A 23,347-nucleotide genomic window follows, 5' to 3' on the forward strand; every position below is an offset into this window, starting at 1 on the left:
AAAGTTATAAGTTGTACGTGCTACGTTATAAGTAAGCAGGCACGCACAACTGGCAACTCACAACTGATAACTAATATATGTTAGATTCTATAAAAAAGATATTTTCTGGAACGGAGGAAGATATAAAACCTAAAAGTTCAAAAGCGGATATACCGAGAGAGAAATCGGCTCTTTTATTTGAAAAGGCTAAAAAATACTTTCCTGGTGGGGTTAACTCACCGGTGAGGGCCTTTAAATCTGTTTATGGTACTCCTTTATTTATAGAGAGAGGCGATGGTTGTTTTTTATGGGATGCAGATGGAAATCAATTTATAGATTTTTGCTGTTCATGGGGCCCACTTATTTTAGGACATAATAACCCTAAGATCAAGGAAGCGGTTGTTGCAGCACTTGAGCATGGATTGAGTTTCGGCGCACCCACGGCGCTGGAGAATGAACTTGCGGAACTAATCTTAAAAAACAATAAATATATAGAGAAGTTGAGGTTTGTTAGCTCGGGTACGGAGGCAGTTATGTCTGCAATTAGATTAGCTAGAGGGTATACCGGTCGAGATAAAATTATCAAATTTGAAGGTTGTTATCATGGGCACTCAGATTCTCTTTTAGTAAAAGCAGGCTCAGGTTTGGTAACATTTGGTGAGACATCCTCGTTGGGAGTGCCGAAGTCTTTTGCTGAGGATACTATTGTAATTGCTTTAGATGATAAGGAGGCACTTACTGCGGCCTTTGAACAATTTAAAGGAGAAATCGCAGCCGTTATTATCGAAGGTGTCCCAGCGAACAACGGATTATTATTGCAAGACAAAGCGTATATTCAATTTTTACGTGAAATAACACAGGCCAACGGCAGTATATTAATATTTGATGAAGTAATTACAGGTTTTAGATTGGGTTTTGAAGGAGCAGCAGCCTATTACGATATTAAACCAGATATTATTACCTATGGCAAAATCATTGGCGGAGGGATGCCTGTTGGTGCCTACGGTTCTTCTGCAGAAATAATGATGCACATTTCACCAGATGGCGGTGTTTACCAGGCGGGTACGCTATCAGGAAACCCTGTTGCTATGGCGGCGGGAATTGCGCAATTATCCGAACTTAACAAAGCGGGTTTTTATAAAGAGCTAAATAAAAAAGCAAGTGAATTTGTCGCTTCTATCCGACGGTATGCTGATGCTAAAAATTACAAAGTAAAAATATTTAATATAGCCTCTATATTTTGGATTGCTTTTACCGATAAGGAAAACATTAAAGCAGCAACTGATATTGCGCATGAAAGTATGGATAAATATAAGATACTTCATAGAGAATTATTAAACAGAGGGATTTATTTGGGGCCGTCAGGGTATGAAGTTGGATTTGTATCGTCTGCTCATTCAAAAATAGAACTCGAAAAAGCAAAAAGAGCTATATTTGAAAGTTTAGATGTAGTGTTCAAATAGATGTTAGAATTGAGGGGTTAGCTTTTAGGGTTTATAAGTTTAATTAGCTAACAACTAACAACTAACAACTAACAACTAATTAGATATGCGAAAACCATTGTTTTTATTTTATTTTCTGGTTTTTTATGCGATCGCACAGATTGTGTGGTGGGGAATGCTGCTGATGGAATTAGAACCTTTGCGGAAGGGGATGGTAATTGGCGAAGGATTTATTTTTATGACTATTTTTTTGATTGGTGCAATTAAATTGAAAAGGGCATTTGTTCACGAGCATAAGACACATAAGCAGCAGCATAATTTTCTGCTCTCTGTAACGCATGAACTGAAGTCTCCATTAGCTTCAATCAAATTATATATTCAAACGATTTTGAAACGTGATCTCAACAAGGCACAGCGTGATCAATTTTTAGCAAATTCGTTAAAAGATATAGAACGTTTAGACGATTTAGTTGAAAATGTACTTATCGCAACTAAGTTAGAAAGCATAGGTAAAAGCGTACCCAAAGAGGAATTTGATTTTTCAGATCTAACTAATCATATAGCTGATCGATTGCAGGTACATTCGTGTACTTCGCAAATTATAAAAACAGATATCCAATCTGGAATAGCTTATATAGGAGATAAGTTTGCAATCACTTCTGTCATTACTAATCTGATTGAAAATGCTATTAAATATTCCCCTCCATGTGCCCACGTTAACGTAAAGCTTTACAAAAATGAAAATAGTCAAATACGGTTTTCTGTTGCCGATTTGGGGATAGGCATAAATGACGATGAAAAAAAACGTATTTTTAATAAATTTTACCGTGTAGGAAGTGAAGATACCAGAAAAACCAAAGGTACAGGATTGGGATTGTACATAGTAAAATCAGTATTGGACAAACACAATGCGCAAATTAGAGTATTAAATAACACTCCCTCGGGGAGCATTTTTGATGTAACATTTAACTGATATGCAGACTAAACAACGTATACTTCTGGTAGAAGATGAAGAACACCTGCTCGAAGCGATTAAATTAAATCTTGAACTTGAGGGTTACAAAGTAACAACCGCTACTGACGGTAAAAAGGCGCTTAAAAAGTTTAAAGAAGAGCGATTTAATCTGATTATACTTGACGTAATGATCCCCGAAATTGATGGTTTTCAGGTTGCTGAAACCATACGTTTGGAAAATACTGAGGTACCCATTATGTTTTTAACAGCCAAAAATACGAATGAAGATCGTATTACGGGGTTAAAAAAGGGCGCCGATGACTATCTGGTTAAACCCTTCAATTTAGAAGAGCTCATTCTCAGGGTAGGTAATTTAGTTCGCAGAGGAATGAAGGGGGACGACTTAAAAGAGCTGAACTCATACCAGATTGGAGATAAGACTATTTATTTTAATTCATTTGAACTTCATCATGCCGACGGAACGATCACTGCATTAACGAAAAAGGAAACGATGTTACTGAAGCTACTTATAGAGCGTAGAAATGAAGCGGTATCACGTGAGCAAATCTTAGAGACGGTATGGAATTACGATGTATATCCATCAACACGTACAATAGATAACTTTATTTTAACTTTCCGTAAATATTTTGAACCCGATCAAAAGAATCCAATTTATTTCCATTCTATCAGAGGAGTAGGGTATAAGTTTACGGATAATAAGACGCATTAGCCTATGATGACTTCTAAAGCTCGACTGGGTGTTGTGGTACTTGCTTTAATATTATTGGCCTATACAATTTATGCCAAAGCATATCAATTAACAGCCTTAATGGCTTGTTTAATTGGTTATACCATTTGGAGTTACTATCGAGACGGCACAGTTTTGCTTGCTTCAGAGGCTTTTAAAAAAAAACAATATGATCAGGCCCGCAGTCTGCTAGCTGATATCAAAAACCCGAATTACCTGAGGAAAAAACGGCGAAATTATTATGAATTTATTAGCGGTAGCTTGGATTTGCAGCTATTAGATTATGAAAGTGCTGAAAGGCATTTTCAGATTGCTAGTTTACTGCCTTTCAGGCGTAAAAGTGATAAGGCGCTTATTTTTGTAAACCTTGCTAATTTGAACCTACGAAAAAAGGACTACGATCGTGTGAAAGCTTACTTGGAAAAAGTGAAGGGGCTAGATGTAAGTAGTAGAATAATGCACATTGTTAATAGAATAGAAAACGAAATACCTAAATAGAAGTGACTACAGCTATAAAAGAAAGTTTATTTATGAGGGCTGCATTTTCTCAGCCAACCGAAAGACCTCCCGTATGGATGATGCGGCAAGCAGGTAGATTTATGAAGGAATATTGGGAGATAAAAAATAAATACTCTTTCCTCGAGATGTGTAAGACACCCGAAATAGCTGCTGATGTTACGATGTTACCTGTTGACTTACTTGGCATTGATGCTGCGATACTTTTTTCGGATATTTTAGTGACGGCCGAGGCTATGGGGGGCGATTTAAGTTTTACACAAGGTGTAGGTCCCAAATTTTCAAACCCCGTGCGGACGCAGCAGGATATAGATGAACTTCAAACCGATGTGCTGGATAAACTTCAATATGTAAGTGACGCAATAAAAGTAATACAACAGAGATTAGATGGGAAAATCCCTTTGATCGGTTTTGCTGGTGCTCCTTTTACCGTACTGAGTTATCTCATTGAAGGGGGATCGTCAAAGGATTTTAAGCTTACAAAACTATTTCTCAATAATCACCCCGCATTGGCACATCAGCTGTTAGGAAAGATTGCTCAGGTAACAATTACCTATTTAAATATGCAAATTGATGCCGGTGTAAATGCTTTACAGTTATTTGATAGCTGGGCACTTGCTCTTTCATGGAGCGATTACCAAGAGTTTTCGCATAACTATAATGTTGATATTATATCAAAACTAAATAGAACTGGCATCCCTATCATTTCTTTCTGTAAAGGAAGTTCTGTGTTCGCCCCTATGATGGCAGAAGCGAAGCCTGATGTCATTTCAGTAGATTGGAATGCCGATTTGAAAAATATAAAGGAGAGTTTACCTAGCGGTATCGCCGTGCAAGGAAATCTTGATCCGTTTGTCTTATATGCAGAAAAAGCGGTTATCAAAAAGAAAATATTAGCTCTTTTTGAACGTATGCGAGGGGAAGAAGGTTTTATATTTAATTTAGGTCATGGTATTATGCCTGATATTCCTTTTGATAATGTTAAATATGCAGTTGAATTAATAAAAGAGTTTAGATACAAGATTTAGCTACGAGTTGTGCGTTGCGAGTTGCCAGATTAGAACGGTCAAACTCATAACTCATAACTCATAACTCATAACTTTATGTATTTATACGCAAAAGCAATTCATATTATTTTTGTGGTCTGTTGGATGGCAGGGCTTTTTTATATGGTAAGACTTTTTATTTATCATACAGAAGCTAAGATGCGAACTGACAATGAGTATAAGATACTTCATGATCAGTTTGTACTGATGGAGCGGAAGCTCTGGTGGATTATTACTACACCATCCATGTACTTAACGATAGCCGCAGCCGCTGTCATGATGCATTTAAATCCTGCATGGTGGCAACAATCTTGGATGCATGTTAAGCTGGTGTTTGTTTTAGGTCTTATCGTATACCATTTCGTTTGCCAGCGAATCATGTATAATTTAGATGCGCATAAAAGTGGTTGGACATCTACTAAACTAAGACTTTGGAATGAGCTGGCAACCGTTTTACTCTTTGCAATTGTATTTACAGTAGTGTTAAAGAGTGCCATTAACTGGATTTATGGTGTAGTTGGCCTTCTTCTCTTTGCTATTATGCTGATGATAGCAGTCAAATTGTACAAGAGGTTTCGAGAGAAAAACGGCTAATATTTTCATTATTAGTCGTTTTTCTTGTATTGCAGATCTTTATGTCTGTTAAAAATTAAAGAGAACCGGTTAATCTAGGAAACTGGTTAAGGAAACTTAATAACCGACCGTTGCTATTTCTTTCTCTAATATTGCATATTTATTTTCCAGGTATTTTTCTACTTCAACTTGTTTATATTTTTTAGAATTCTCCAGCATGGCATTCAATATACCCATTCCCAACCGGATTGATTGTTGATCTACATTGTGCGGCTTATCTTTTGCTATGGCCAGTTTATATGTTAATTGTTCTGATATATAATCACCATTGCGATGCATAAGATCATTTGCTTTCGCTTTTTCATCGACTTCGTAAAGCGTATCGGAAAGATAGTAAAAATCAACCGATTGATTCATTGTTAAAATTTGTTTCGGCAAAACATCTAAGCATTTATTGGCGACTTTTTTTGCTTCTTCATGTTGATTTGTATCTAGCAGTTCCCGCGCTAACACATTAAAATTATTGGTAAACTGAGGTATGATATTTTTTGTTAAAGGATCGAGATAGCGGAGTGCCTTGACGTTGCCCCAACTATATTTTTGCATGAGATTATCATACAATGCCCATCTGTTTGTATATTGTATACCCTGGCCATTATCATTATGCTTTGTAGCTTTAGCCAGATCAACAGGCATTAGCTTATAAAGCAATCCTTCATTCACTAAATAATTATCTAATCCCAGTAATTCACTTGGTGGTATCTTTACAAAATAGATCGGACGTTTCCATTGATTGTTTTTTAACAGATCCATAATTGCCAAATCACCGCGTGTTACATAATCTCTGTTGAAATCCCATTCCATACTATCTGTAATAAAGTCCTGCCAGGCTTTTGGTACAATATTATTTTGTATAACTTCTTGCTTATCGATGGCAAGTTTCATTTTTTTTGTAGGTAAGAAGTTTTCCCCCGTACGTGTGGATTTATCATTTGGATGATCGGAAAGCATAATATCCAATAAATCCTTCACTTCTAGTCGGCCGTCAATATTATAATCTTCGTATACAAGGTAGTCTCTCACCCCTTTATCAATTTTTGATGGTTCGATGGAAATAGGTAACGGCTCCGACTCATTAATTTTTTTTCTCATTTGCTTAACATACCAATCTGAGTTTAGGTAACCTATGTTTACAATTCTAACATCGGGCCGAATATGCTCTACTTCCTGTGCATACCAAATGGGAAAGGTATCGTTGTCTCCATAAGTAAACAGAATTGCATTTGGCTCACAAGATGCAAGGTAGTTGCGGGCATATAAATCTCTTGTTGTATAGCGTTCTGAACGATCATGGTCGTCCCATCCCTTGCTAATTAGCAGTAAAGGAGCTGCTAGAAAAGCGATCATAATGGCGCTATAAGGGGCAATTTTTGTAGTTATTTTTTTTCTTAAGAAACTTGTTAAGGCAATAACGCTGAAACCTATCCAAATAGAAAAGGCATAAAATGCGCCTACATAGACGTAATCACGTTCGCGTGGTTGGAGAGGGGTATCATTTAGGTATAAAACAATTGCGAGACCGGTAAAGAAGAATAACAATGCTACGATAGCCATATCCTTTTTATTGGATCGGTAATGCCACGATAAACCAATGAGGCCAAGTATTAAGGGTAAGAAATAGAAGTGATTGTTAGCGGGATCTCTTTCGGCTGCAGAAGGTAGGTTATACTGTCCTCCTAATCGTAAGTTGTCAAGGGGCTTGATGCCACTAAGCCAATTTCCATCTGTTAAGTTTCCCAATTGCCCTGATTCATCATTCTGTCGTCCAACAAAATTCCACATGAAATAGCGCCAGAACATCACTCCAGCTTGGTAAGTGGAAAAGAACTGTAGGTTACTAATAAAGGTAGGGTGCTCATCCTTAAGGTTAAGCCAGTGCTTATAAAATTCACTATCCTTCTGGCTATGTGTTCTTGGAAAGATGGTGGTACGGTCGTATTCATAGATAGGTTTGTGTCCTACAAGTGTATATTTATCTTTATCCTTTCTGTATATTGGGCTCCCATCTTTTACAGCAATAGGGTCAGAATCAAAATATTTTCCCGTGATTAATGGGCTAGCGGGGTATTGATCACGTGTTACATACTCAAAAAAAGAAAAGATATTATCAGGCGCATTGTTATTAAGGGAAGGATTAGCAATACCCCTAATAAACACCATCGCGAATGAGCTATAACCAAAAAGAACAAAACAGAAACAGATAAAGAGTAAATTTAATTTTGCTTTATTATGTCTAATCGAATAACGAATAGCATAAACAATCGCGGCAAGGAATAGTAGGATAAAAAAACAAATACCGCTTCCAAAGCTTAAGCCTAATTGATTGACAAAAAAGAGGTCAAAATAAGCAGCTATTTTTATGAAATATTGAACAACGCCCCATAAGATTAACGCCAGTACTAAAAAACTCCAGGCGACCACTTTTGCGATACCTTTAATAGTTACTTGATGAGCTTTTTTAAAATAAATGACTAACGCAAGTACCGGAATCGTTAGGAGATTAAGTAAGTGTATTCCGATAGAGAGGCCCATAATAAAAGCAATGAGGACGAGCCATTTATCTGATCGAAATTCCTGTTCGCTACTTTCCCATTTTAAAATAAGCCAAAATACCAATGCGGTGCATAATGAAGACATTGCGTATACCTCCGTTTCTACAGCAGAAAACCAAAAACTGTCTGAAAAGGCAAATGTTAAAGACCCTATTATACCCGCACCCAGTAGCTGAATGATGTGCAGTTTGTTAAGATCCTGACCTTGTTTAGCGATTATTTTTTTTGAAAGAGCGGTAATGGTCCAAAACAGGAACAACACTGTTAAGCCACTCGCCAAGGCCGACCCTGCATTCATCCAGAAAGCGACATGCGTATGATCGCCAAAGGCTAGATTCGAAAATAGATTCTGCAGCATTATGAAGAGCGGGGCACCGGGTTGGTGGACAATTTGCAATTTATATGCCGATGCAATAAATTCACCGCAGTCCCAAAAGCTGACCGTAGGTTCTTTAGTTAAAAAATAAACAGTTGTAGCGAGCGTACAACAAATCCATCCAAATACGTTATTGAGTTTTTGATAGTGCATATTCATAACCGGCTTATTTTCTTCTATAAAAATAGAGCAGATAATGTTAAAATATGCTGACTGAAATGTTAAATATCTTTAAAGCACGCGTTTTGTTACATTGATAATTGTTCTCGGGCTTTTTTGGAAAGACTATCTAAGACCATGTTATAGCTATGATCAATAAAATCTTTTATCTGTGAAACGTTTAACTCACCATTAATAATGACCGTATTCCAATGCTTTTTATTCATATGATAACCGGGTATTACGCTATTAGGATATTGCTCACGGAGATCAATAGCTAATTCGGGATCACATTTTACATTAAAGGTTAAGGGATGGGAGTCTAAGCCTGTGAGAAGGAAAATTTTGTCGGCAATTTTAAAAACCAGTGTTTCAGGTCCAAAAGGAAAACCTTCTGTAACTGCTTTTTTGCTTAAACAATATGTTCTTAGTTCTTCGATATTCATGATGGTAAGTATCAAGTATCAAGATGTAGGTATCAAGAGTTAGGCCACTTTTAATATCCCTTTACTTAATACGAAGATGTTAATATAAGGGAGGTGCGATTTGCATCTTATGTCTTGCTACTTATGTCTTGCTACTTATTTGCTAATACAAGATAGTAAATTTCATATCTAACGGATTAAAATATTTCAATAAATCATTGATGAGTTCATCTCCGTATTTTACATATAGTAATCCAAAGTTCTCCACTCTTTCCTGTAAATGTCCGTTCGGAAAGAATTTACTTTTTATCTTATCAATCTGAGAAATGGCGTCTTCAAAATTCAATTTATCTGCCTTGACAAATTTCTTTTCCAAATTATCTATAGCCTTACAAAGCCGCGCCTTAATAGCTTCTGCACTGGGTCTTAGTGTAGGGTCAATTTTACTAGCTCTTTCTTTTATTTTGTCGAAAATTTCTTCCATTTCTACCCATTCATCATGTAAACTTAAACGATGTTTTGAGTGTATTCTTACATACTCTTTCTTAAGTAAATCAGCATCTTTAAAGATACTTTTAAAAGTAAGATTCAAACGGAATATTTTATAATCAAGATGTCCGTTGGAGATGATGGCAGAATTGCGGGGTAAAAGTATAGGAAATGGTACCTTATAATAGTCAAAGTTACTTTTTAATTGTAGCCAATAGACGATTTCAGAACCTCCTCCAATATAGCAGAGATTTGGCAACAGTATTTCTTGGTATAATGGACGCATCACAACATTCGGACTAAAGCGTTCGGGGTGATCATCTATTTCCTTTAAAAGCTCCTTTTTAGAAAAGGTTATATTATGGTGTAATACCTGGAAGTCTCCTTCTTTCGTTTCCACTATGCGCTCGCGAAAATCATCTGTTAAGTAAAAGAAGTTAATTTCCCGTGCATGGACTTGGGTTTCAAAACCTTCCTTTTCTAAAGCTTGCGTGGTTTTAATAATTTCACGAAAACTATTTTGCTCAAGGATATCTTGTTTAATATAGGGAGAGAAAGTTCTTTTTAAAGAAGAATCATTTGCATCAACTACTACTAGACCGTACTTGCCAAAAAGACCGTTTACTAAATAGCGGGTTGCATCCGCTAAGTTGGTATGGCTTAAGTATGCTTCTTCCACCAGTTTCGAAAGCTTATCCGAATTATGGGAAAGACCAAGTAATTTTTTATACTTTTTAACGGTGCGAGCCATCGAGATAGTCTCCATTCGCCCAGTGGCTGCACGTGCAGGGATATCCCATTTAATGACTTCTCCTTGAAGCTGAGTGTGGTTTATTTCAGCGAAGTCATGATCCTCTGTTGCCATCCAATAAATTGGTACAAAATTATATGTAGGGTACTTCTCTTTGAGCTCTCTACACAATTTGATCGTACTTACAATCTTGAAAATAAAATAGAGCGGACCAGTGAAGATGTTCAGTTGATGCCCGGTAGTAATCGTAAAAGTATTTTGCTCAGCTAACGATGCAATATTTTGATGAACCGCTGGTTCCTTGTTTTCTAGTGATTTATACTGCTCGAGAAGCGCATTTACTAGTGTGGCACGATCTGTTCCTTCTCTTTTTTGCAGCATCTGTTTTTCAAATCCTTCAAAAGTTGGTTTGTTACCTATAAAGGGAGCTAATTTTTCGTTACTAGCCACGTATGATAAAAGGGTTTCGGAGAAACTATTGGTGTCTTTATAATTGATATAACTTGCCTTCATTCTTTTAGTCATTAGTTTAGGTGTTAGCTAAAACCTATGCTTTTAACGCTATACCTCTACCTTAATTGTACCATATAGATCAAAATCCTCTGCTCTATCAATATGCACATTTACAAATCGGCCAATGGTGGCATAGTTCTCCGTCAAGGGTATTAATACCTCGTTGTCTACCTCGGGTGAATCAAATTCTGTACGACCTACAAAATAATTCTCCTCGGTTCTGTCGATTAGTACTTTATAGTCATTACCTACTTTTTCTTGGTTGATTTCATAAGAAATGTGCTGTTGAAGCTCCATGATCTGCTCCACTCTTGATTGCTTTTCCTCTTCAGGAATATTGTCTTCGAGCGAATAGGCATGTGTTTTTTCCTCGTGCGAATAAGTAAAGCATCCTAATCGATCAAATCGGGTGTCTTCCACCCATTGCATCATTTCTTCGAAATCTTGATGCGTTTCTCCAGGATAGCCACAGATAAGCGTCGTGCGTAATGCAATGGCTGGAACTTTGTCACGAATCTGGTTTACCAGATCGATCGTTTTCTGCTTTGTAATTCCGCGGCGCATTGATTTTAACATATTATCAGCGATATGCTGTAAAGGCATGTCTAGGTAATTGCAAATATTACTGCGTTCATTCATGACATCTAAAATGTCTAATGGAAAGCCTGACGGGTATGCATACTGAAGTCGGATCCATTCAATGCCTTCTACATCAGAAAGATGTTTTAATAGTTCGGAAAGATTTCGTTTTCCGTAAATATCCAAGCCATAGTAGGTCAGATCTTGTGCAATTAAGATGAGTTCTTTTGTGCCATTCTTAGCTAAATATTTAGCTTCTTTAACGAGATCATCAATAGATTTTGAGACATGCTTTCCTCGCATAAGCGGTATTGCACAAAAAGAACAAGGACGATTACAGCCTTCAGCAATTTTAAAATAAGCGTAATGAGTAGGTGTGGTAAGTACACGTTCCCCCAATAATTCATACCGGTAATCGGCACCTACTGTCGTTAAGAGTTCCTTTAGATCATTTGTGCCAAAATAGGCATCAATATTAGGTATTTCTGCTTGAAGCTCTGGTTTATAACGTTCAGATAAACACCCTGTGACAATCACCTTGTCAAGTTTTCCTTCCTCTTTTAATGCACTATATTGAAGAATAGTATCAATAGATTCTTGCTTAGCATTATCGATGAAGCCACAGGTATTAATAACGACGATATCGTCCTTTGTTATATTATTCGCCTCATGTACTACCTCCATTTGGTTTCCCCGAAGCTGCCCCATTAGTATTTCACTGTCATGGATGTTTTTTGAGCAGCCTAATGTTATAACATTTACGCGTGGTTTAGAAGGAGTAATAATTGTTGGTTTTTTTGTTCTCATGCTATGCTCACGTCTCCTATTTGAATAAGGAGTTTACAAACTCTTTTTTATTAAATAATTGCAGATCGTTAATACTTTCCCCAACGCCAATGTATTTTACTGGAATTTTAAATTGGTCAGATATCCCAATTACTACGCCTCCTTTAGCAGTTCCATCTAATTTCGTCAGCGCTAAGGCGTTTACATCAGTAGCTTGGGTAAATTGCTTACACTGTTCTATTGCATTTTGACCCGTTGAAGCATCTAATACCAACAAAATTTCATGTGGTGCGCCAGGCACAACCTTTTTCATGACATTTTTGATTTTAGTAAGCTCATTCATGAGGGCTAGCTTATTATGCAAACGTCCCGCAGTATCAATAATAGCTACATCTTCCTGATTGGCTACAGCCGATTGTACGGTGTCAAAAGCAACAGAAGCGGGGTCGGAACCCATTGATTGCGCTACTACCCGTACGCCCACTCTTTCTCCCCATAATTTAATCTGTTCAACAGCGGCAGCCCTGAAAGTGTCGGCCGCTCCAAGCACAACCTTGTTACCGGCTTCTTTCAATTTATGGGCGAGCTTTCCTATTGTAGTAGTTTTACCTACACCATTAACGCCTACCACCATAATAACATATGGCTTATGATTCCCATATTCAAAAGTTTCAAAATCGTCGCTGTTATTTTCAGCTAGAAGCGCCTGGATTTCTTCACGGAGAATGCCGTTAAGCTCGGAAGTATTAACATATTTGTCTTTAGCGACCCGATCCTCAATACGTTCGATAATTTTTAAGGTGGTGGTTACACCAACATCGGAGGTTACCAAAATTTCTTCCAAATTATCGAGGACTTCTTCATCTACAGTAGATTTTCCTACAACGGCTTTGGTAATCTTTGTGAAGAAGCCTTCCTTGGTTTTTTCAAGCCCTTTATCTAATGCCTCCTGGGTTTCAGGTGTAGGCTCTTTCTTTTTGAAAAAATCAAATAATCCCATAATGTCTATATACGAGCGTCAATGTTTAAGGGTGTAAAGTTACTGTTTTTAACTCGAATTAATTGTTTGTGCAGTATCAAGATTTGGACCAGGAAATCCCAAAATTGAAAGTACTGTCATTACTATAACAATGTGGCCACCATTTACCAGCGTCGCTCTTAGTCGAATTTCCTGATGATCGTTAGCATTAGCCAGGCTCATATTGTCGAGAGGTAGTCTTACTTTTCGTTTTCCATGTCACCGATTCGCTTTTGTAATGCGTCAATTGTTATTTCCTGCGAACGAATGGTTGTTTGCTGAGCGGAAATGACTTTTTTTAAAGCTTGAATAACTTCGTTTGTCAATTTAACCGTTTCTTGGGGTAAGTAATCTTCTAGAGGTTCTTGACAAACATCGGTTCTCTTCGATTCGCCTTTGCCGGTTATAAGCCAATCAGGCGAATATTGGGGATAATTTTCAGCGATTTTAACAAGCCACTTGCTCTGTATGTCTGTGCTATTAGCCAATGCCCTCGAAAAAACCCCTTTACTAGCACCAATTGATGCTTCTAGGGCCGTCACACTAATTCCTTCTTGATCGGCTATTTCTTTAATTCGCTTTAGAATAAAACTCATTGATTTTAATTTTCTTCAAAATAATTTGATATGAAGAAAAATAGTTCTTAAATTTGATATGTTGATTATAATTATTCCTGAACCATTTTTCTAAAACCTAAAAGAGATGAAAAATAAGCAAAAGAAATTGAAAGCTGAAAATTTTCGGTATATAAAGAAACAGGTCATTAAGAATCCGATGATGTATATTGATGATTTTTTCAAGCACCAAACTTCCGTAGATCATTGGATGCGCGATATCAGCCACATGGTAAACGCGAGTGCTTACCCTGAAATGGCTAGCCCGGGGGTTGTTGATAGCGGATACTATTGTAAACAGCTGATAGAGCAGGTGGAAGTTGCTTATATCATTTATAAGCAATGCGGATTAAAAAAACAGCAGGAGCCATTAGTCTTTTTCAGGAAGCGAGATGATTATTATGCGTATTCTTCCCGTGGCGAGTACTCCTTTAATGGACAAATCAATCCTTCAGACACGATAAGTAGGTTTTTTTCATTCCAATCACTACAAAAATGGTACGACACTTTTGATGATATGATGCTTTCGTCTACTCATCCAGAGACTATCTATTACGATCAATTCGGTAGTAAGATTGCTGTTTTCCACGAGCTACTACTCCGACTTGCGCAGGCCATGTATGTGATTCACCGGGAGGGCGGGCTCCCTTTGCAAGTGCCATCTTATGTTATTGCCCAACCTACTGATGCCTTCGAGGGCAAAATGCCCCGTACCAAGTTAGGAGAACTCGTTCACAGTATCATTGATAAACAGCAAGCGGAGGAGGCGGCTGAATTGGAATTGGTTTTCGAGAAGGCATATGGTGGAGCAAAGCCAGTGAATAAAGATGTGGAGGTGATAGAACAATAATGACTAATGCTATGCAAGAATCTAAATCAAAACGCGTTTCCGTATGGTTATGGCATGAAGACTATCCGCACTCGCTAAATGAAGAAGAACTGCGTACGCCTGCATTAGTGCTCCGAGATGTATTCAGTCAATTTTCGTTAGCAGACTGTCAATATCTGTTATGGGAGTGGCAGCATTGCCACTATCGTCCTTTTTTATTCGCGTTTGGGAATGGGTTGCTCACGCTTTTCCGCTTTCGAAAAATGTTGAATAAACTGTTGGACGTGGCGTGGTTAATTACGCGCGACGTAGATGACGGTCATTTGTTTCGCTTATGCGATGAGAAAAATGCAAATCACTTACTAGGTGATAATTATTTCATAGCCTTGAAGAAGGAGGATTTGTGGGATTTGAACAGGACGTTGAGCAAAATGCTAAGTAAAGGCGGTGGACTGCAGTGGTGGAAGAATATCCTCTATCATTGGTGGGGGATGGGGGTTGATAAAAGTCAACTGGACGACGGAGGACGTACGAATCCTACAGATGAAATCCCCCAATTTATGCAACTGATTTTAATGATTGAAATACAATATGTACTGGCTATGAGTTTAGATGTAACCGCAGGGGAGAGCAAATTTGCTGCAACGGCTTATCTTTCGAGAGAAGAGGGTCAATATCCGTTTAAAACGTTAATGAAAATGTTTAGTAAATGGGAATATGATAGCTTGAAGGACAACCTTAGGGACGTTTATTATCTTGTTGACTATGGAATGGACGAAGGGAATCTCAGCAAGCATAATGGTTTGATACATACCCAGCATAAGATGGTTGCTTTGGCTGCTATACTGGCACAGAAGGAAGATGAATATTTTGCTAAGCCAGAAATTTTTAGATTTAAGGATGAGGAGATTGGAAGCTTTTGGGAACACGACCATTATGTGCCCTTCCATCACTTAAGCAAAAGCGAATATGAAAACCCACTTGCTACGCTGCGTCAATTTAATTTCGCTGAATTAAATCGTAAGCTCCATCAATATACGGTGTTTCTAGTGGAAAGACATCGGTTTGAGCTAGATGATGAAGTGCTTTCTTTCGCCGATTTGTTCCAACAATTGGAACGATTGCTTGAAACGCTTTATCTTTTTATCGTGCAACGTATTCGAATTGGCTACTAAGCCAAAAATTGATTTGTTATGATAGTACAGACACAACCAGGATTGATTGCCTTGGAACACAAGCGCAACATCCATAGCATAGAAGATTTAAGTTCATATTATTGGGAGTTTTTTGATGCCACTGATTATGAGCATCATTTGCTCCGTAATGAGGAAGTCTTCAGAACGGTTATTTCCAATGGAATTTATTCGGGTATACATGCCGAAAATGATATTTACCAATTGGAACTGAATAGACGTTTAATGGATATCGCATGGCTGTATTTGGAATGTTTAGAAAACGGTGACAGTATCTTTGAACCGTATCTTCCGCAGAACCCATATATGCAGAAGTTTCATTATCAGTGCGAGAGTACCTATTACTACGACCAAAATTCAGACGTCGTACTCATACAAGACGACAATCGCCCCAATCCCTTTACGGCAAAAAAGGAATATAGGGAGGTGATTACTCGGTACAAAGGGGAAGTTCGTTGGCTAACACCCAGTGAAATCGCCCATCCACATTGGTTCTATGCGCAGCTATTTAATAAGCGAAGGTATCCGCAATGGCTGGAGCTACTGGACACCTGGGCAGAGTATACGCTCATTGAGCGAAGTATTTGTGAAAAACTGGATGGGGGTGATGTGTATGACACCTTCGTGTTTTTTCAGAAGCTTACGGAAATAACGCACTTGCTCTTTATCGATCGTTGCAAAATGGATAATCCGGACTGATTATTTCAAATTAAAGGGAAGCCATGGCAAATGACGCGTATTGTCGAAGGAAAAACTGATCGTTGGTTTGAAATTGGCCTCAAAATATTCTGGTAGCACTATCTAAGTAACGGCAGAGACTTTGTCAGAAGATTTTAAGCCAGAGTTTTTGGATACTTTTTGCGGAAAAAAGTATCACAAAATTGAATAAAGGGGTTGTGGGTATAATACCAGATACTCATAAAGCAATTACGAGCGATACAAACAATGCCTTAAAAGCGTTATCCATGAGTTATATACATCTTTAGTTCCATATAATGGTTTCATTACTACTTTTGTACTTCTTCCTATACCTATTCTATACTACCATGCTTACTATCCAATTCGTTTGCGACGCACCTTAACTAAGATGAGATAGAGCCTAGGTCTGCCTGAATCAGGGAAAGACTAAAGGATGGCTAGGGGATACATGAATGAAAGCTAAAGCGTGAACGGACTTGAGCGGACTTTAATGGAGTTGAGCGGACTTGAACGGACTTTGTATGGTAAACAAAGCAGTAGATGGTTTAGAAAAATTATGCTTAGATCTTAAAGAAAACTAAACTAGCATAGTTCCAAAGATAAATAAAATGAGTGAAGAAATAGAATAATTGAGGGGTAATATAACAAAAAAAGCCCTTGTTATGAAGGGCTTCATTATACATTAACTCAATAATTATTAAGCGTTGCTTTCTGCAACAATTTCTTTTGCCGCTTCAACAGCATCTTTAATGTGATCGTTGTGAGCTATTAGTTCTTTGAAAGTATAAGCACCAGTTTTTGGTGATCTAACGGCGGTAATTACTTTCGTATAGTCTTTACCTTTACCGGTTTTAAGGGTCGCAACGGTTTTCTTAGCCATTTTCTTATATTTTTTATGCTCTCAAGAGGTTAGTAAAATATTACTTAATCTCCTTATGAACGGTTACTTTTTTAAGTACTGGGTTGTATTTTTTTAATTCCAAACGCTCAGTTGTATTTTTTTTATTTTTTGTGGATATATAACGAGACATGCCCGGTAAGCCACTTTCTTTATGTTCGGTACATTCCAAAATTACCTGAACTCTGTTACCTTTTTTAGCCATTGTTATGTTGTCTTAATGCCGCAATTCTGCGGGAAATTTTGTACTACAGGATAAAGTTTATACGTAATAAAACGTTAAACTAAACGTATCCCTTTTTAATAAATTTATTAATGACTGCTGTAATACCATTTTTATTGATGGTTTTGATTGCAGACGTAGATACCTTTAATGTTATCCAACGGTTTTCTTCCGGGATAAAAAACCTTTTTGTTTGAAGGTTAGGGTAAAATTTACGCTTGGTTTTAACGTTAGAGTTGGAAACGTTATGTCCGTTTAAAGCTGCTTTACCTGTTAAATCACAAATTCTTGACATGACTATATGATGTTCGTTCTGTTATTAAAACTCCAGTTTCTTAAAGAGTGTGCAAATATCTGAAAATGTTTTTATTTATGCAAGCTTGTAGGCAAAAATGTTTTTTATGATGTACATCATTTTTAGCGCAGGGTTTAAATATGAGTAAAGATAATATTGTTTTTAGAATGTTTTTATATAAAATTAAGTTTTATATGCTAATTTGCGATTTTGTAGGAGCCTGTTTAAATTTATATTGTAAAAATGTTTATAGCTTATTTTTGAGCGAGACGAGGCATGTTTTTGAAGAGATAGCTTGCGTCTACCTCAAGAAAACATAACAAAGTCGCAGCCAAAAAGAAGCATAAACAAATTATTAGATGAATTTTAAATAGGTTCTAAGAATAAACCAATTTATTTTTTGACCAATACTTTAAAACCAATAATTAATGATGAAAGAAAACGGATCTTTAGAGGTACCTCCCGCCAAAGGTTTATGGAAAGTCATAGGAGCTTCTTCCCTTGGAACGCTGATTGAATGGTATGATTTTTATATTTTTGGCAGTTTAGCCGTTATTATATCCACCAAATTTTTTCCTGCTGATAACCCAACCGCCGCATTCTTATCGACGCTGGCCACTTTCGCCGCAGGTTTTGTTGTACGTCCATTTGGAGCACTCTTTTTTGGAAGATTGGGTGATATGATCGGACGAAAATATACGTTTATGGTAACCTTATTAATAATGGGCTTATCGACTGTTGCCATTGGATTAATACCGGAGTATAAAACAATAGGTTTTTTAGCGCCTATCCTAGTGCTCGTATTACGCTTGCTCCAAGGTTTAGCACTCGGTGGTGAATACGGTGGGGCTGCCACTTATGTTGCGGAGCATGCTGAACCTCATCGTAGAGGGGAGCGAACCTCTTGGATACAAACAACGGCATCTTTTGGCCTATTTATCTCTTTGGCTGTTATACTTCTGACACGGAAATCTATGTCGGATGAAGCTTTTATGGATTGGGGCTGGCGGGTGCCTTTTTTAATCTCTGTTATTATGGTGGTTGTAAGTTACTTTATCCGTAAAAATATGGACGAGTCACCTTTATTTAAAAAAATAAAAGATGAAGGTAAGATCTCTGCTAATCCGCTGAAAGAGTCCTTTGGCCATAAATTTAACTTTAAATTTGTTTTACTGGCATTGTTTGGTGCAGCAATGGGGCAGGGAGTAGTGTTTTATACTGGGCAATTTTATACCTTATCTTTCTTGCAAAGAGTGTGCAACATAGATTTTGATCAAACCAATTACATCTTAGGCATAGCAATTTTTTTTGGTACCGGATTGTTTATCTTTTTTGGCTGGCTTTCAGACAAGGTAGGAAGAAAAGCCATTATGATGACTGGGATGATCTTAGCGGTACTTACCTATAGACCAATTTATGAAAAAATTTACAATTTAGCTGATACGAGCAAGAAACAAGAAACAGTAGAAGGTTTCAATACGTCCAAAAAAAGAGAAAAGCTCCTACAGGAAGATTATGGGGCAAAGGAAGTCATTATTACCACTAAACATAGTGTTTATGATGATGGTACAGAGAAGAAGGAGGTCATTAAAGAATATTTGAACCCTTTAACAGAGGAGGTCGTACATACGGAGAATTCTACGGCTATACATCTCATTCCCAAGGATATTTGGCAGTTGATTGCACTCGTGTTTTTGCAGGTCATGTATGTAACCATGGTTTATGGGCCAATTGCTGCGTTCTTGGTAGAAATGTTTCCTGTAAATATTAGGTATACCTCTATGTCATTACCCTATCATATTGGTAACGGTATTTTTGGCGGTTTAATGCCTACTGTTGCGACTTATTTGGTTGCAAGAGCGCAAACGGCAAATACGATAGCAGCACAAGCCGGAAAAGATTTACCTTTCGATAAACCCTACTTGGAAGGTCTTTGGTATCCCATTATTATTATCGGAGTAAGTTTTATAATTGGTATTATTTATATTACTAATAAAAACGCAGAGAAAGCGGTAAACACACTTAACAAATCGACGAATGATGAATAGTATAAAGAAATATTTGGGAATTTTATGGATAATACTTGCGCTCGTAGCTGGTTATTACTTAATAGTGAGCCAAGCCATTCCGCAGTTTAGAAGTGGTAACCCGGAAGATCTGGTGCCAGCTATTGTATACACATTTGTATTGATGCCGATTATTAGTGGTGGCTTGTTGATTTTTGGTTGGTATTCACTAAAGGGTGAATATGATAGCGAAAAAATGTAAAAAATATTGGCGTAAAATGATAAAACATAGATTATTTTGTTGCGTAATCTTTTGGAAAGGCTTATAAAGATTACTAACTTGGGTGCGTAAAATCAGCAAATAATATTTTTTAGCTAACCATTAGAGGAGTTTACTATACAAGCTTTTTGAGTTCGCTGTGATTTAGACGCATTGAAGAATAAACAAAACATAAACTAAATTAATAACGGTAATGAATTTAAAAGTAAGGTCATTCGAAGATTATAAGGAAACCTACAAAAAAAGTGTGGAGCGGCCAGAAGAGTTTTGGGCAGGAATAGCTGAAGAATTCAAGTGGCGGAAAAAATGGAGTAAGGTACTCTCTTGGGACTTTGAAGGTCCGTCTGTAAAATGGTTTGAAGGAGGTAAGCTTAATATAACGGAGAATTGCTTGGATAGACATATTCAAGAATTAGGAGATAAACCTGCTATTATATGGGAGCCTAATGATCCAAATGAAAGTTATCGTATTTTAAGTTATAAACAATTATTGTTTAATGTTGAACAGTTTGCGAATGTTTTAAGGAACAACGGTATCAAAAAAGGTGATCGCGTATGTATTTATTTGCCGATGGTACCGGAGTTAGCGATTGCCGTACTAGCTTGTGCACGTATAGGTGCCATCCATTCAGTAGTGTTCGGGGGCTTTTCCGCCCAATCTATAGCAGATAGAATAAATGATGCGCAATGTAATCTTGTCATTACTGCTGATGGCAGTTTTAGAGGTACTAAGGTTATTGAATTGAAGGATATTGTTGATGATGCGCTTGGACAATGCAAGTCTGTGGAAAAAGTAATCGTTCTTACGAGAACGCGTACACCAGTATCCATGATAAAGGGGCGTGATGTATGGTGGGAAGATGAAATAAAAAAGGTAGAAACGCAAGGAAATCCGCATGTTCCCGCAGAAGAAATGGATGCTGAGGATATGTTGTTTATTCTCTATACATCAGGTTCAACAGGAAGTCCTAAGGGTGTAGTTCATACTTGTGGTGGTTACATGGTTTATACAGGTTATACCTTTGCGAATACCTTTCAATACGAGCAAGGCGATGTGTATTTTTGTACAGCAGATATCGGATGGATTACAGGTCATTCTTATATTGTTTATGGCCCGTTATCGCAAGGCGCTACTTCCCTAATGTTTGAAGGAATTCCTACTTTCCCCAATGCAGGTAGATTATGGGACATTGTAGAAAAGCATAAAGTAAATATAGTATATACTGCTCCAACTGCGATTCGCTCTTTAATGGGGGCTGGAGATGAATATGTGGATGGAAAAGATTTCAGTACCATTAAGACACTGGGATCAGTAGGAGAACCTATTAACGAAGAGGCATGGAAATGGTTTGATGAAAAAGTAGGAAAAGGACAAGCGCCAATAGTAGACACTTATTGGCAAACCGAAACAGGTGGTTTTATAATTAGCCCAATTGCCGGAATTACGCCAACAGTACCGAGTTATGCCATGTTTCCTCAGCCCGGAATACAACTTGCTTTAATGGATGAAAACGGTAAGGAAATAGAAGGAAATGATGTCAGTGGAAATCTATGCGTTAAGTTTCCATGGCCGGGAATGTTAAGGACTACTTATGGCGATCATGAACGTTGCAAAAAGACTTATTTCTCTACCTACAAAAATATGTATTTTACCGGCGACGGATGCTTGAGAGATAAAGATGGTTATTATCGTATTACCGGCCGTGTTGACGATGTGCTAAATGTTTCCGGGCATCGAATTGGTACTGCAGAAGTAGAAGATGCTATTAATAGACATAGTGATGTAATAGAATCTGCGGTGGTTGGTTATCCACACACGATAAAGGGGCAAGGTATATATGCTTTTGTAGTTGCAGGGGAACATTTAAAAGATGCAGATTTAATGCGTGGAGATATTAATAAAACGGTATCACGTATTATTGGAGCAATTGCCAAACCCGACAAAATTCAGTTTGTTAAGGGGCTGCCGAAAACCAGATCAGGCAAAATTATGAGGCGGATTTTACGTAAAATCGCAGAGGGAGACACTTCCAATTTAGGCGATATCACAACCTTATTAGACCCTGAAGTGGTAGAGGAAATAAAAAAAGGTGCTCAAGAAATGAAGGGGAAGTAGGAATAGTACCGTCAAACAATTTATCTCATAGGCTGTTTAACTACAAACGAACAAATTTTATTTACGTATTAAAAAACTGATAAAAATGGGAAATTTAAAGTTAAAAGGTGTATGGAATGAGGTTAAAGGAAAAGCAAAACAAGCTTATGCCGATTTAACAGATGACGATTTATTGTATGAAGAGGGGAAAGAAGATGAATTAGTAGGGCGCTTACAAAAAAAGACAGGAAAAACCAGGGATCAGGTAGTTGACTGGCTTAATAATCTTTAATATAACTTTACAAAGATAATTGCAGAGGATAATCAAATGGTTATCCTCTGTTTTATTTTGGGATTTTTTTATTAATTGACATTTATTTTTAAGCCAAAAAGTAATGTTAGTATCTTCGCAACATGAGTAAACAAAAGCCAACTATTTTAGTAGTTAACGATGATGGAATAACAGCTCCGGGTATTAAGGTCTTACTGGAAGAAATGCAGTCATTAGGGAAAATAATAGTTGTTGCGCCCGACAGTCCTCAATCTGGTATGGGCCACGCTATCACTATCGGTAAACCACTTCGTATAGAGCCTGTAACTATTTATCCAGATGTAGAAATGTATAAGTGCTCTGGAACACCTGTTGATTGTGTAAAACTAGCTGTGAACAAAATTTTTAAAGGACGTAAGCCAGATTTATGTGTTTCAGGAATTAATCATGGGCTCAACAACTCCATTAATGTATTGTACAGCGGAACAATGTCGGCGGCTGTTGAAGGAGCTATTGAGAGTATTCCATCTATCGGCTTTTCTTATGATGACCATACTTTTGATGCAGATTTTGAAAATTGTAGACCTTTTGTTAGAGAAATAGCTAGTCAGGTATTAAAAAATGGCATCCAGTTCGGTACATTGTTAAATGTGAATTTTCCACAGGGCACGATAAAAGGGGTGAAAGTATGCCGACAAGCGGATGCTAAATGGGCTGAAGAATTCGACGAACGAATGGATCCGTATAACAGACCATACTATTGGTTAACCGGCAAATTTGTTTTAAATGATAGAGGGGAAGATACCGATGTATGGGCACTTAATCACGGCTTTGCTTCGCTGGTGCCGACTCAATTTGATATGACCGCTCATCATGCTATACCGCAGTTAAACTCGTGGTCTTTTGATGTGAAATAGCCTAAATGCGGAATAGTTCTAGTTTGCTTATTAAGAAAGCAAATAGCGACGGACTAACCT

Annotated in this window: 23 protein-coding genes; 14 read left to right on the forward strand and 9 right to left on the reverse strand. The window is 37.5% G+C overall.

What is annotated here, in order from left to right; translation table 11 throughout:
• The first annotated feature begins 77 nt into the window (after positions 1–77).
• The 6 genes from hemL (at position 78) to BMY50_RS23870 (ending at position 5,280) form a co-directional block, all read left to right on the forward strand.
• Complete coding sequence (gene hemL, locus BMY50_RS23845; protein ID WP_093330320.1) at positions 78–1,442, forward strand: glutamate-1-semialdehyde 2,1-aminomutase; 1,365 nt, start codon at positions 78–80, stop codon at positions 1,440–1,442.
• Between the two features lie 85 nt (positions 1,443–1,527).
• Positions 1,528–2,394 (forward strand): sensor histidine kinase, encoded by an 867-nt coding sequence (locus tag BMY50_RS23850; protein WP_093330324.1) that lies wholly within the window; start codon positions 1,528–1,530, stop codon positions 2,392–2,394.
• A 1-nt stretch (position 2,395) separates the two neighbouring features.
• Positions 2,396–3,106 (forward strand): response regulator transcription factor, encoded by a 711-nt coding sequence (locus tag BMY50_RS23855; RefSeq protein WP_093330330.1) that lies wholly within the window; start codon positions 2,396–2,398, stop codon positions 3,104–3,106.
• 3 nt (positions 3,107–3,109) lie between these two features.
• The gene (locus tag BMY50_RS23860; protein WP_139202327.1) at positions 3,110–3,622 is read left to right on the forward strand and encodes a hypothetical protein; all 513 of its coding nucleotides are present in this window, start codon (positions 3,110–3,112) and stop codon (positions 3,620–3,622) included.
• A gap of 14 nt (positions 3,623–3,636) precedes the next feature.
• Positions 3,637–4,668, forward strand: coding sequence for a uroporphyrinogen decarboxylase (gene hemE, locus BMY50_RS23865; protein WP_202907934.1), 1,032 nt, complete (start codon positions 3,637–3,639; stop codon positions 4,666–4,668).
• 75 nt (positions 4,669–4,743) lie between these two features.
• Complete coding sequence (locus tag BMY50_RS23870; RefSeq protein ID WP_093330342.1) at positions 4,744–5,280, forward strand: CopD family protein; 537 nt, start codon at positions 4,744–4,746, stop codon at positions 5,278–5,280.
• Between the two features lie 96 nt (positions 5,281–5,376).
• Here the strand turns inward: BMY50_RS23870 and BMY50_RS23875 are convergent, their stop codons facing one another.
• The 6 genes from BMY50_RS23875 to BMY50_RS23900 all read right to left on the reverse strand — a co-directional run bounded on the left by BMY50_RS23875 (position 5,377) and on the right by BMY50_RS23900 (position 13,563).
• Entirely contained in the window at positions 5,377–8,406 is a 3,030-nt protein-coding gene (locus tag BMY50_RS23875; RefSeq protein WP_093330346.1) for a glycosyltransferase family 117 protein, read from the reverse strand.
• Between the two features lie 89 nt (positions 8,407–8,495).
• On the reverse strand, positions 8,496–8,852 hold the full coding sequence (locus BMY50_RS23880; RefSeq protein WP_093330351.1) for an MmcQ/YjbR family DNA-binding protein: 357 nt from the start codon (positions 8,850–8,852) through the stop codon (positions 8,496–8,498).
• Positions 8,853–8,994: 142 nt separating this feature from the next.
• Entirely contained in the window at positions 8,995–10,596 is a 1,602-nt protein-coding gene (gene bshC, locus BMY50_RS23885; RefSeq protein ID WP_317040863.1) for a bacillithiol biosynthesis cysteine-adding enzyme BshC, read from the reverse strand.
• Between the two features lie 36 nt (positions 10,597–10,632).
• Positions 10,633–11,970 carry a 30S ribosomal protein S12 methylthiotransferase RimO gene (rimO, locus tag BMY50_RS23890; protein ID WP_093330359.1) on the reverse strand — a complete coding sequence of 446 codons (1,338 nt, stop codon included), beginning with the start codon at positions 11,968–11,970 and terminating at the stop codon, positions 10,633–10,635.
• Between the two features lie 16 nt (positions 11,971–11,986).
• Positions 11,987–12,949 (reverse strand): signal recognition particle-docking protein FtsY, encoded by a 963-nt coding sequence (gene ftsY / locus BMY50_RS23895; protein ID WP_093330362.1) that lies wholly within the window; start codon positions 12,947–12,949, stop codon positions 11,987–11,989.
• Between the two features lie 218 nt (positions 12,950–13,167).
• Complete coding sequence (locus tag BMY50_RS23900) at positions 13,168–13,563, reverse strand: hypothetical protein (protein WP_093330365.1); 396 nt, start codon at positions 13,561–13,563, stop codon at positions 13,168–13,170.
• Between the two features lie 106 nt (positions 13,564–13,669).
• Here BMY50_RS23900 and BMY50_RS23905 point away from each other — a divergent pair, with 106 nt between their 5' ends.
• Genes BMY50_RS23905 through BMY50_RS23915 form a run of 3 tightly spaced genes read left to right on the forward strand, consistent with a single transcriptional unit; the run spans position 13,670 to position 16,302 of the window.
• The gene (locus BMY50_RS23905) at positions 13,670–14,431 is read left to right on the forward strand and encodes a hypothetical protein (protein WP_093330368.1); all 762 of its coding nucleotides are present in this window, start codon (positions 13,670–13,672) and stop codon (positions 14,429–14,431) included.
• 11 nt (positions 14,432–14,442) lie between these two features.
• Positions 14,443–15,585 carry a hypothetical protein gene (locus BMY50_RS23910; protein WP_139202328.1) on the forward strand — a complete coding sequence of 381 codons (1,143 nt, stop codon included), beginning with the start codon at positions 14,443–14,445 and terminating at the stop codon, positions 15,583–15,585.
• 18 nt (positions 15,586–15,603) lie between these two features.
• Entirely contained in the window at positions 15,604–16,302 is a 699-nt protein-coding gene (locus BMY50_RS23915) for a hypothetical protein (protein ID WP_093330376.1), read from the forward strand.
• 697 nt (positions 16,303–16,999) lie between these two features.
• Here BMY50_RS23915 and BMY50_RS23920 read toward each other — a convergent pair.
• From BMY50_RS23920 to rpmB, 3 genes are all read right to left on the reverse strand, one after another.
• Positions 17,000–17,182, reverse strand: coding sequence for a DUF4295 domain-containing protein (locus tag BMY50_RS23920; RefSeq protein WP_013668370.1), 183 nt, complete (start codon positions 17,180–17,182; stop codon positions 17,000–17,002).
• A gap of 40 nt (positions 17,183–17,222) precedes the next feature.
• On the reverse strand, positions 17,223–17,405 hold the full coding sequence (gene rpmG, locus BMY50_RS23925) for a 50S ribosomal protein L33 (RefSeq protein ID WP_013668369.1): 183 nt from the start codon (positions 17,403–17,405) through the stop codon (positions 17,223–17,225).
• A 79-nt stretch (positions 17,406–17,484) separates the two neighbouring features.
• Positions 17,485–17,718, reverse strand: a complete 234-nt coding sequence (rpmB, locus tag BMY50_RS23930) for a 50S ribosomal protein L28 (protein ID WP_093330379.1) — start codon at positions 17,716–17,718, stop codon at positions 17,485–17,487.
• Between the two features lie 431 nt (positions 17,719–18,149).
• Here rpmB and BMY50_RS23935 point away from each other — a divergent pair, with 431 nt between their 5' ends.
• The 5 genes from BMY50_RS23935 to surE all read left to right on the forward strand — a co-directional run bounded on the left by BMY50_RS23935 (position 18,150) and on the right by surE (position 23,287).
• Positions 18,150–19,766 carry an MFS transporter gene (locus BMY50_RS23935; protein WP_093330741.1) on the forward strand — a complete coding sequence of 539 codons (1,617 nt, stop codon included), beginning with the start codon at positions 18,150–18,152 and terminating at the stop codon, positions 19,764–19,766.
• Positions 19,756–19,986 carry a DUF6814 family protein gene (locus BMY50_RS23940; protein WP_238383871.1) on the forward strand — a complete coding sequence of 77 codons (231 nt, stop codon included), beginning with the start codon at positions 19,756–19,758 and terminating at the stop codon, positions 19,984–19,986. Before BMY50_RS23935 ends, BMY50_RS23940 begins: the two co-directional genes overlap by 11 nt.
• Before the next feature lie 211 nt (positions 19,987–20,197).
• On the forward strand, positions 20,198–22,120 hold the full coding sequence (gene acs / locus BMY50_RS23945; RefSeq protein WP_093330384.1) for an acetate--CoA ligase: 1,923 nt from the start codon (positions 20,198–20,200) through the stop codon (positions 22,118–22,120).
• A gap of 85 nt (positions 22,121–22,205) precedes the next feature.
• Positions 22,206–22,391, forward strand: a complete 186-nt coding sequence (locus tag BMY50_RS23950) for a CsbD family protein (protein WP_093330388.1) — start codon at positions 22,206–22,208, stop codon at positions 22,389–22,391.
• A 122-nt stretch (positions 22,392–22,513) separates the two neighbouring features.
• Positions 22,514–23,287, forward strand: coding sequence for a 5'/3'-nucleotidase SurE (surE, locus tag BMY50_RS23955; protein WP_093330391.1), 774 nt, complete (start codon positions 22,514–22,516; stop codon positions 23,285–23,287).
• Positions 23,288–23,347 lie beyond the last annotated feature (60 nt).

It is taken from the genome of Olivibacter domesticus, from assembly GCF_900109575.1.
Taxonomy (GTDB): domain Bacteria; phylum Bacteroidota; class Bacteroidia; order Sphingobacteriales; family Sphingobacteriaceae; genus Olivibacter; species Olivibacter domesticus.

Excerpts from the sequence above, each read along its gene's own strand:
- BMY50_RS23910 (WP_139202328.1), top strand. The coding sequence starts at position 14,443 with ATGCAAGAATCTAAATCAAAACGCGTTTCCGTATGGTTATGGCATGAA.
- BMY50_RS23905 (WP_093330368.1), top strand. The coding sequence starts at position 13,670 with ATGAAAAATAAGCAAAAGAAATTGAAAGCTGAAAATTTTCGGTATATA.
- BMY50_RS23950 (WP_093330388.1), top strand. The coding sequence starts at position 22,206 with ATGGGAAATTTAAAGTTAAAAGGTGTATGGAATGAGGTTAAAGGAAAA.
- BMY50_RS23915 (WP_093330376.1), top strand. The coding sequence starts at position 15,604 with ATGATAGTACAGACACAACCAGGATTGATTGCCTTGGAACACAAGCGC.
- acs (WP_093330384.1), top strand. The coding sequence starts at position 20,198 with ATGAATTTAAAAGTAAGGTCATTCGAAGATTATAAGGAAACCTACAAA.
- rimO (WP_093330359.1), bottom strand. The coding sequence starts at position 11,970 with ATGAGAACAAAAAAACCAACAATTATTACTCCTTCTAAACCACGCGTA.
- rpmG (WP_013668369.1), bottom strand. The coding sequence starts at position 17,405 with ATGGCTAAAAAAGGTAACAGAGTTCAGGTAATTTTGGAATGTACCGAA.
- ftsY (WP_093330362.1), bottom strand. The coding sequence starts at position 12,949 with ATGGGATTATTTGATTTTTTCAAAAAGAAAGAGCCTACACCTGAAACC.
- BMY50_RS23935 (WP_093330741.1), top strand. The coding sequence starts at position 18,150 with ATGAAAGAAAACGGATCTTTAGAGGTACCTCCCGCCAAAGGTTTATGG.
- BMY50_RS23880 (WP_093330351.1), bottom strand. The coding sequence starts at position 8,852 with ATGAATATCGAAGAACTAAGAACATATTGTTTAAGCAAAAAAGCAGTT.
- BMY50_RS23920 (WP_013668370.1), bottom strand. The coding sequence starts at position 17,182 with ATGGCTAAGAAAACCGTTGCGACCCTTAAAACCGGTAAAGGTAAAGAC.
- BMY50_RS23940 (WP_238383871.1), top strand. The coding sequence starts at position 19,756 with ATGATGAATAGTATAAAGAAATATTTGGGAATTTTATGGATAATACTT.
- BMY50_RS23870 (WP_093330342.1), top strand. The coding sequence starts at position 4,744 with ATGTATTTATACGCAAAAGCAATTCATATTATTTTTGTGGTCTGTTGG.
- BMY50_RS23900 (WP_093330365.1), bottom strand. The coding sequence starts at position 13,563 with ATGAGTTTTATTCTAAAGCGAATTAAAGAAATAGCCGATCAAGAAGGA.
- BMY50_RS23875 (WP_093330346.1), bottom strand. The coding sequence starts at position 8,406 with ATGAATATGCACTATCAAAAACTCAATAACGTATTTGGATGGATTTGT.
- rpmB (WP_093330379.1), bottom strand. The coding sequence starts at position 17,718 with ATGTCAAGAATTTGTGATTTAACAGGTAAAGCAGCTTTAAACGGACAT.
- bshC (WP_317040863.1), bottom strand. The coding sequence starts at position 10,596 with ATGACTAAAAGAATGAAGGCAAGTTATATCAATTATAAAGACACCAAT.
- BMY50_RS23855 (WP_093330330.1), top strand. The coding sequence starts at position 2,396 with ATGCAGACTAAACAACGTATACTTCTGGTAGAAGATGAAGAACACCTG.
- surE (WP_093330391.1), top strand. The coding sequence starts at position 22,514 with ATGAGTAAACAAAAGCCAACTATTTTAGTAGTTAACGATGATGGAATA.
- hemL (WP_093330320.1), top strand. The coding sequence starts at position 78 with ATGTTAGATTCTATAAAAAAGATATTTTCTGGAACGGAGGAAGATATA.
- BMY50_RS23850 (WP_093330324.1), top strand. The coding sequence starts at position 1,528 with ATGCGAAAACCATTGTTTTTATTTTATTTTCTGGTTTTTTATGCGATC.
- BMY50_RS23860 (WP_139202327.1), top strand. The coding sequence starts at position 3,110 with ATGATGACTTCTAAAGCTCGACTGGGTGTTGTGGTACTTGCTTTAATA.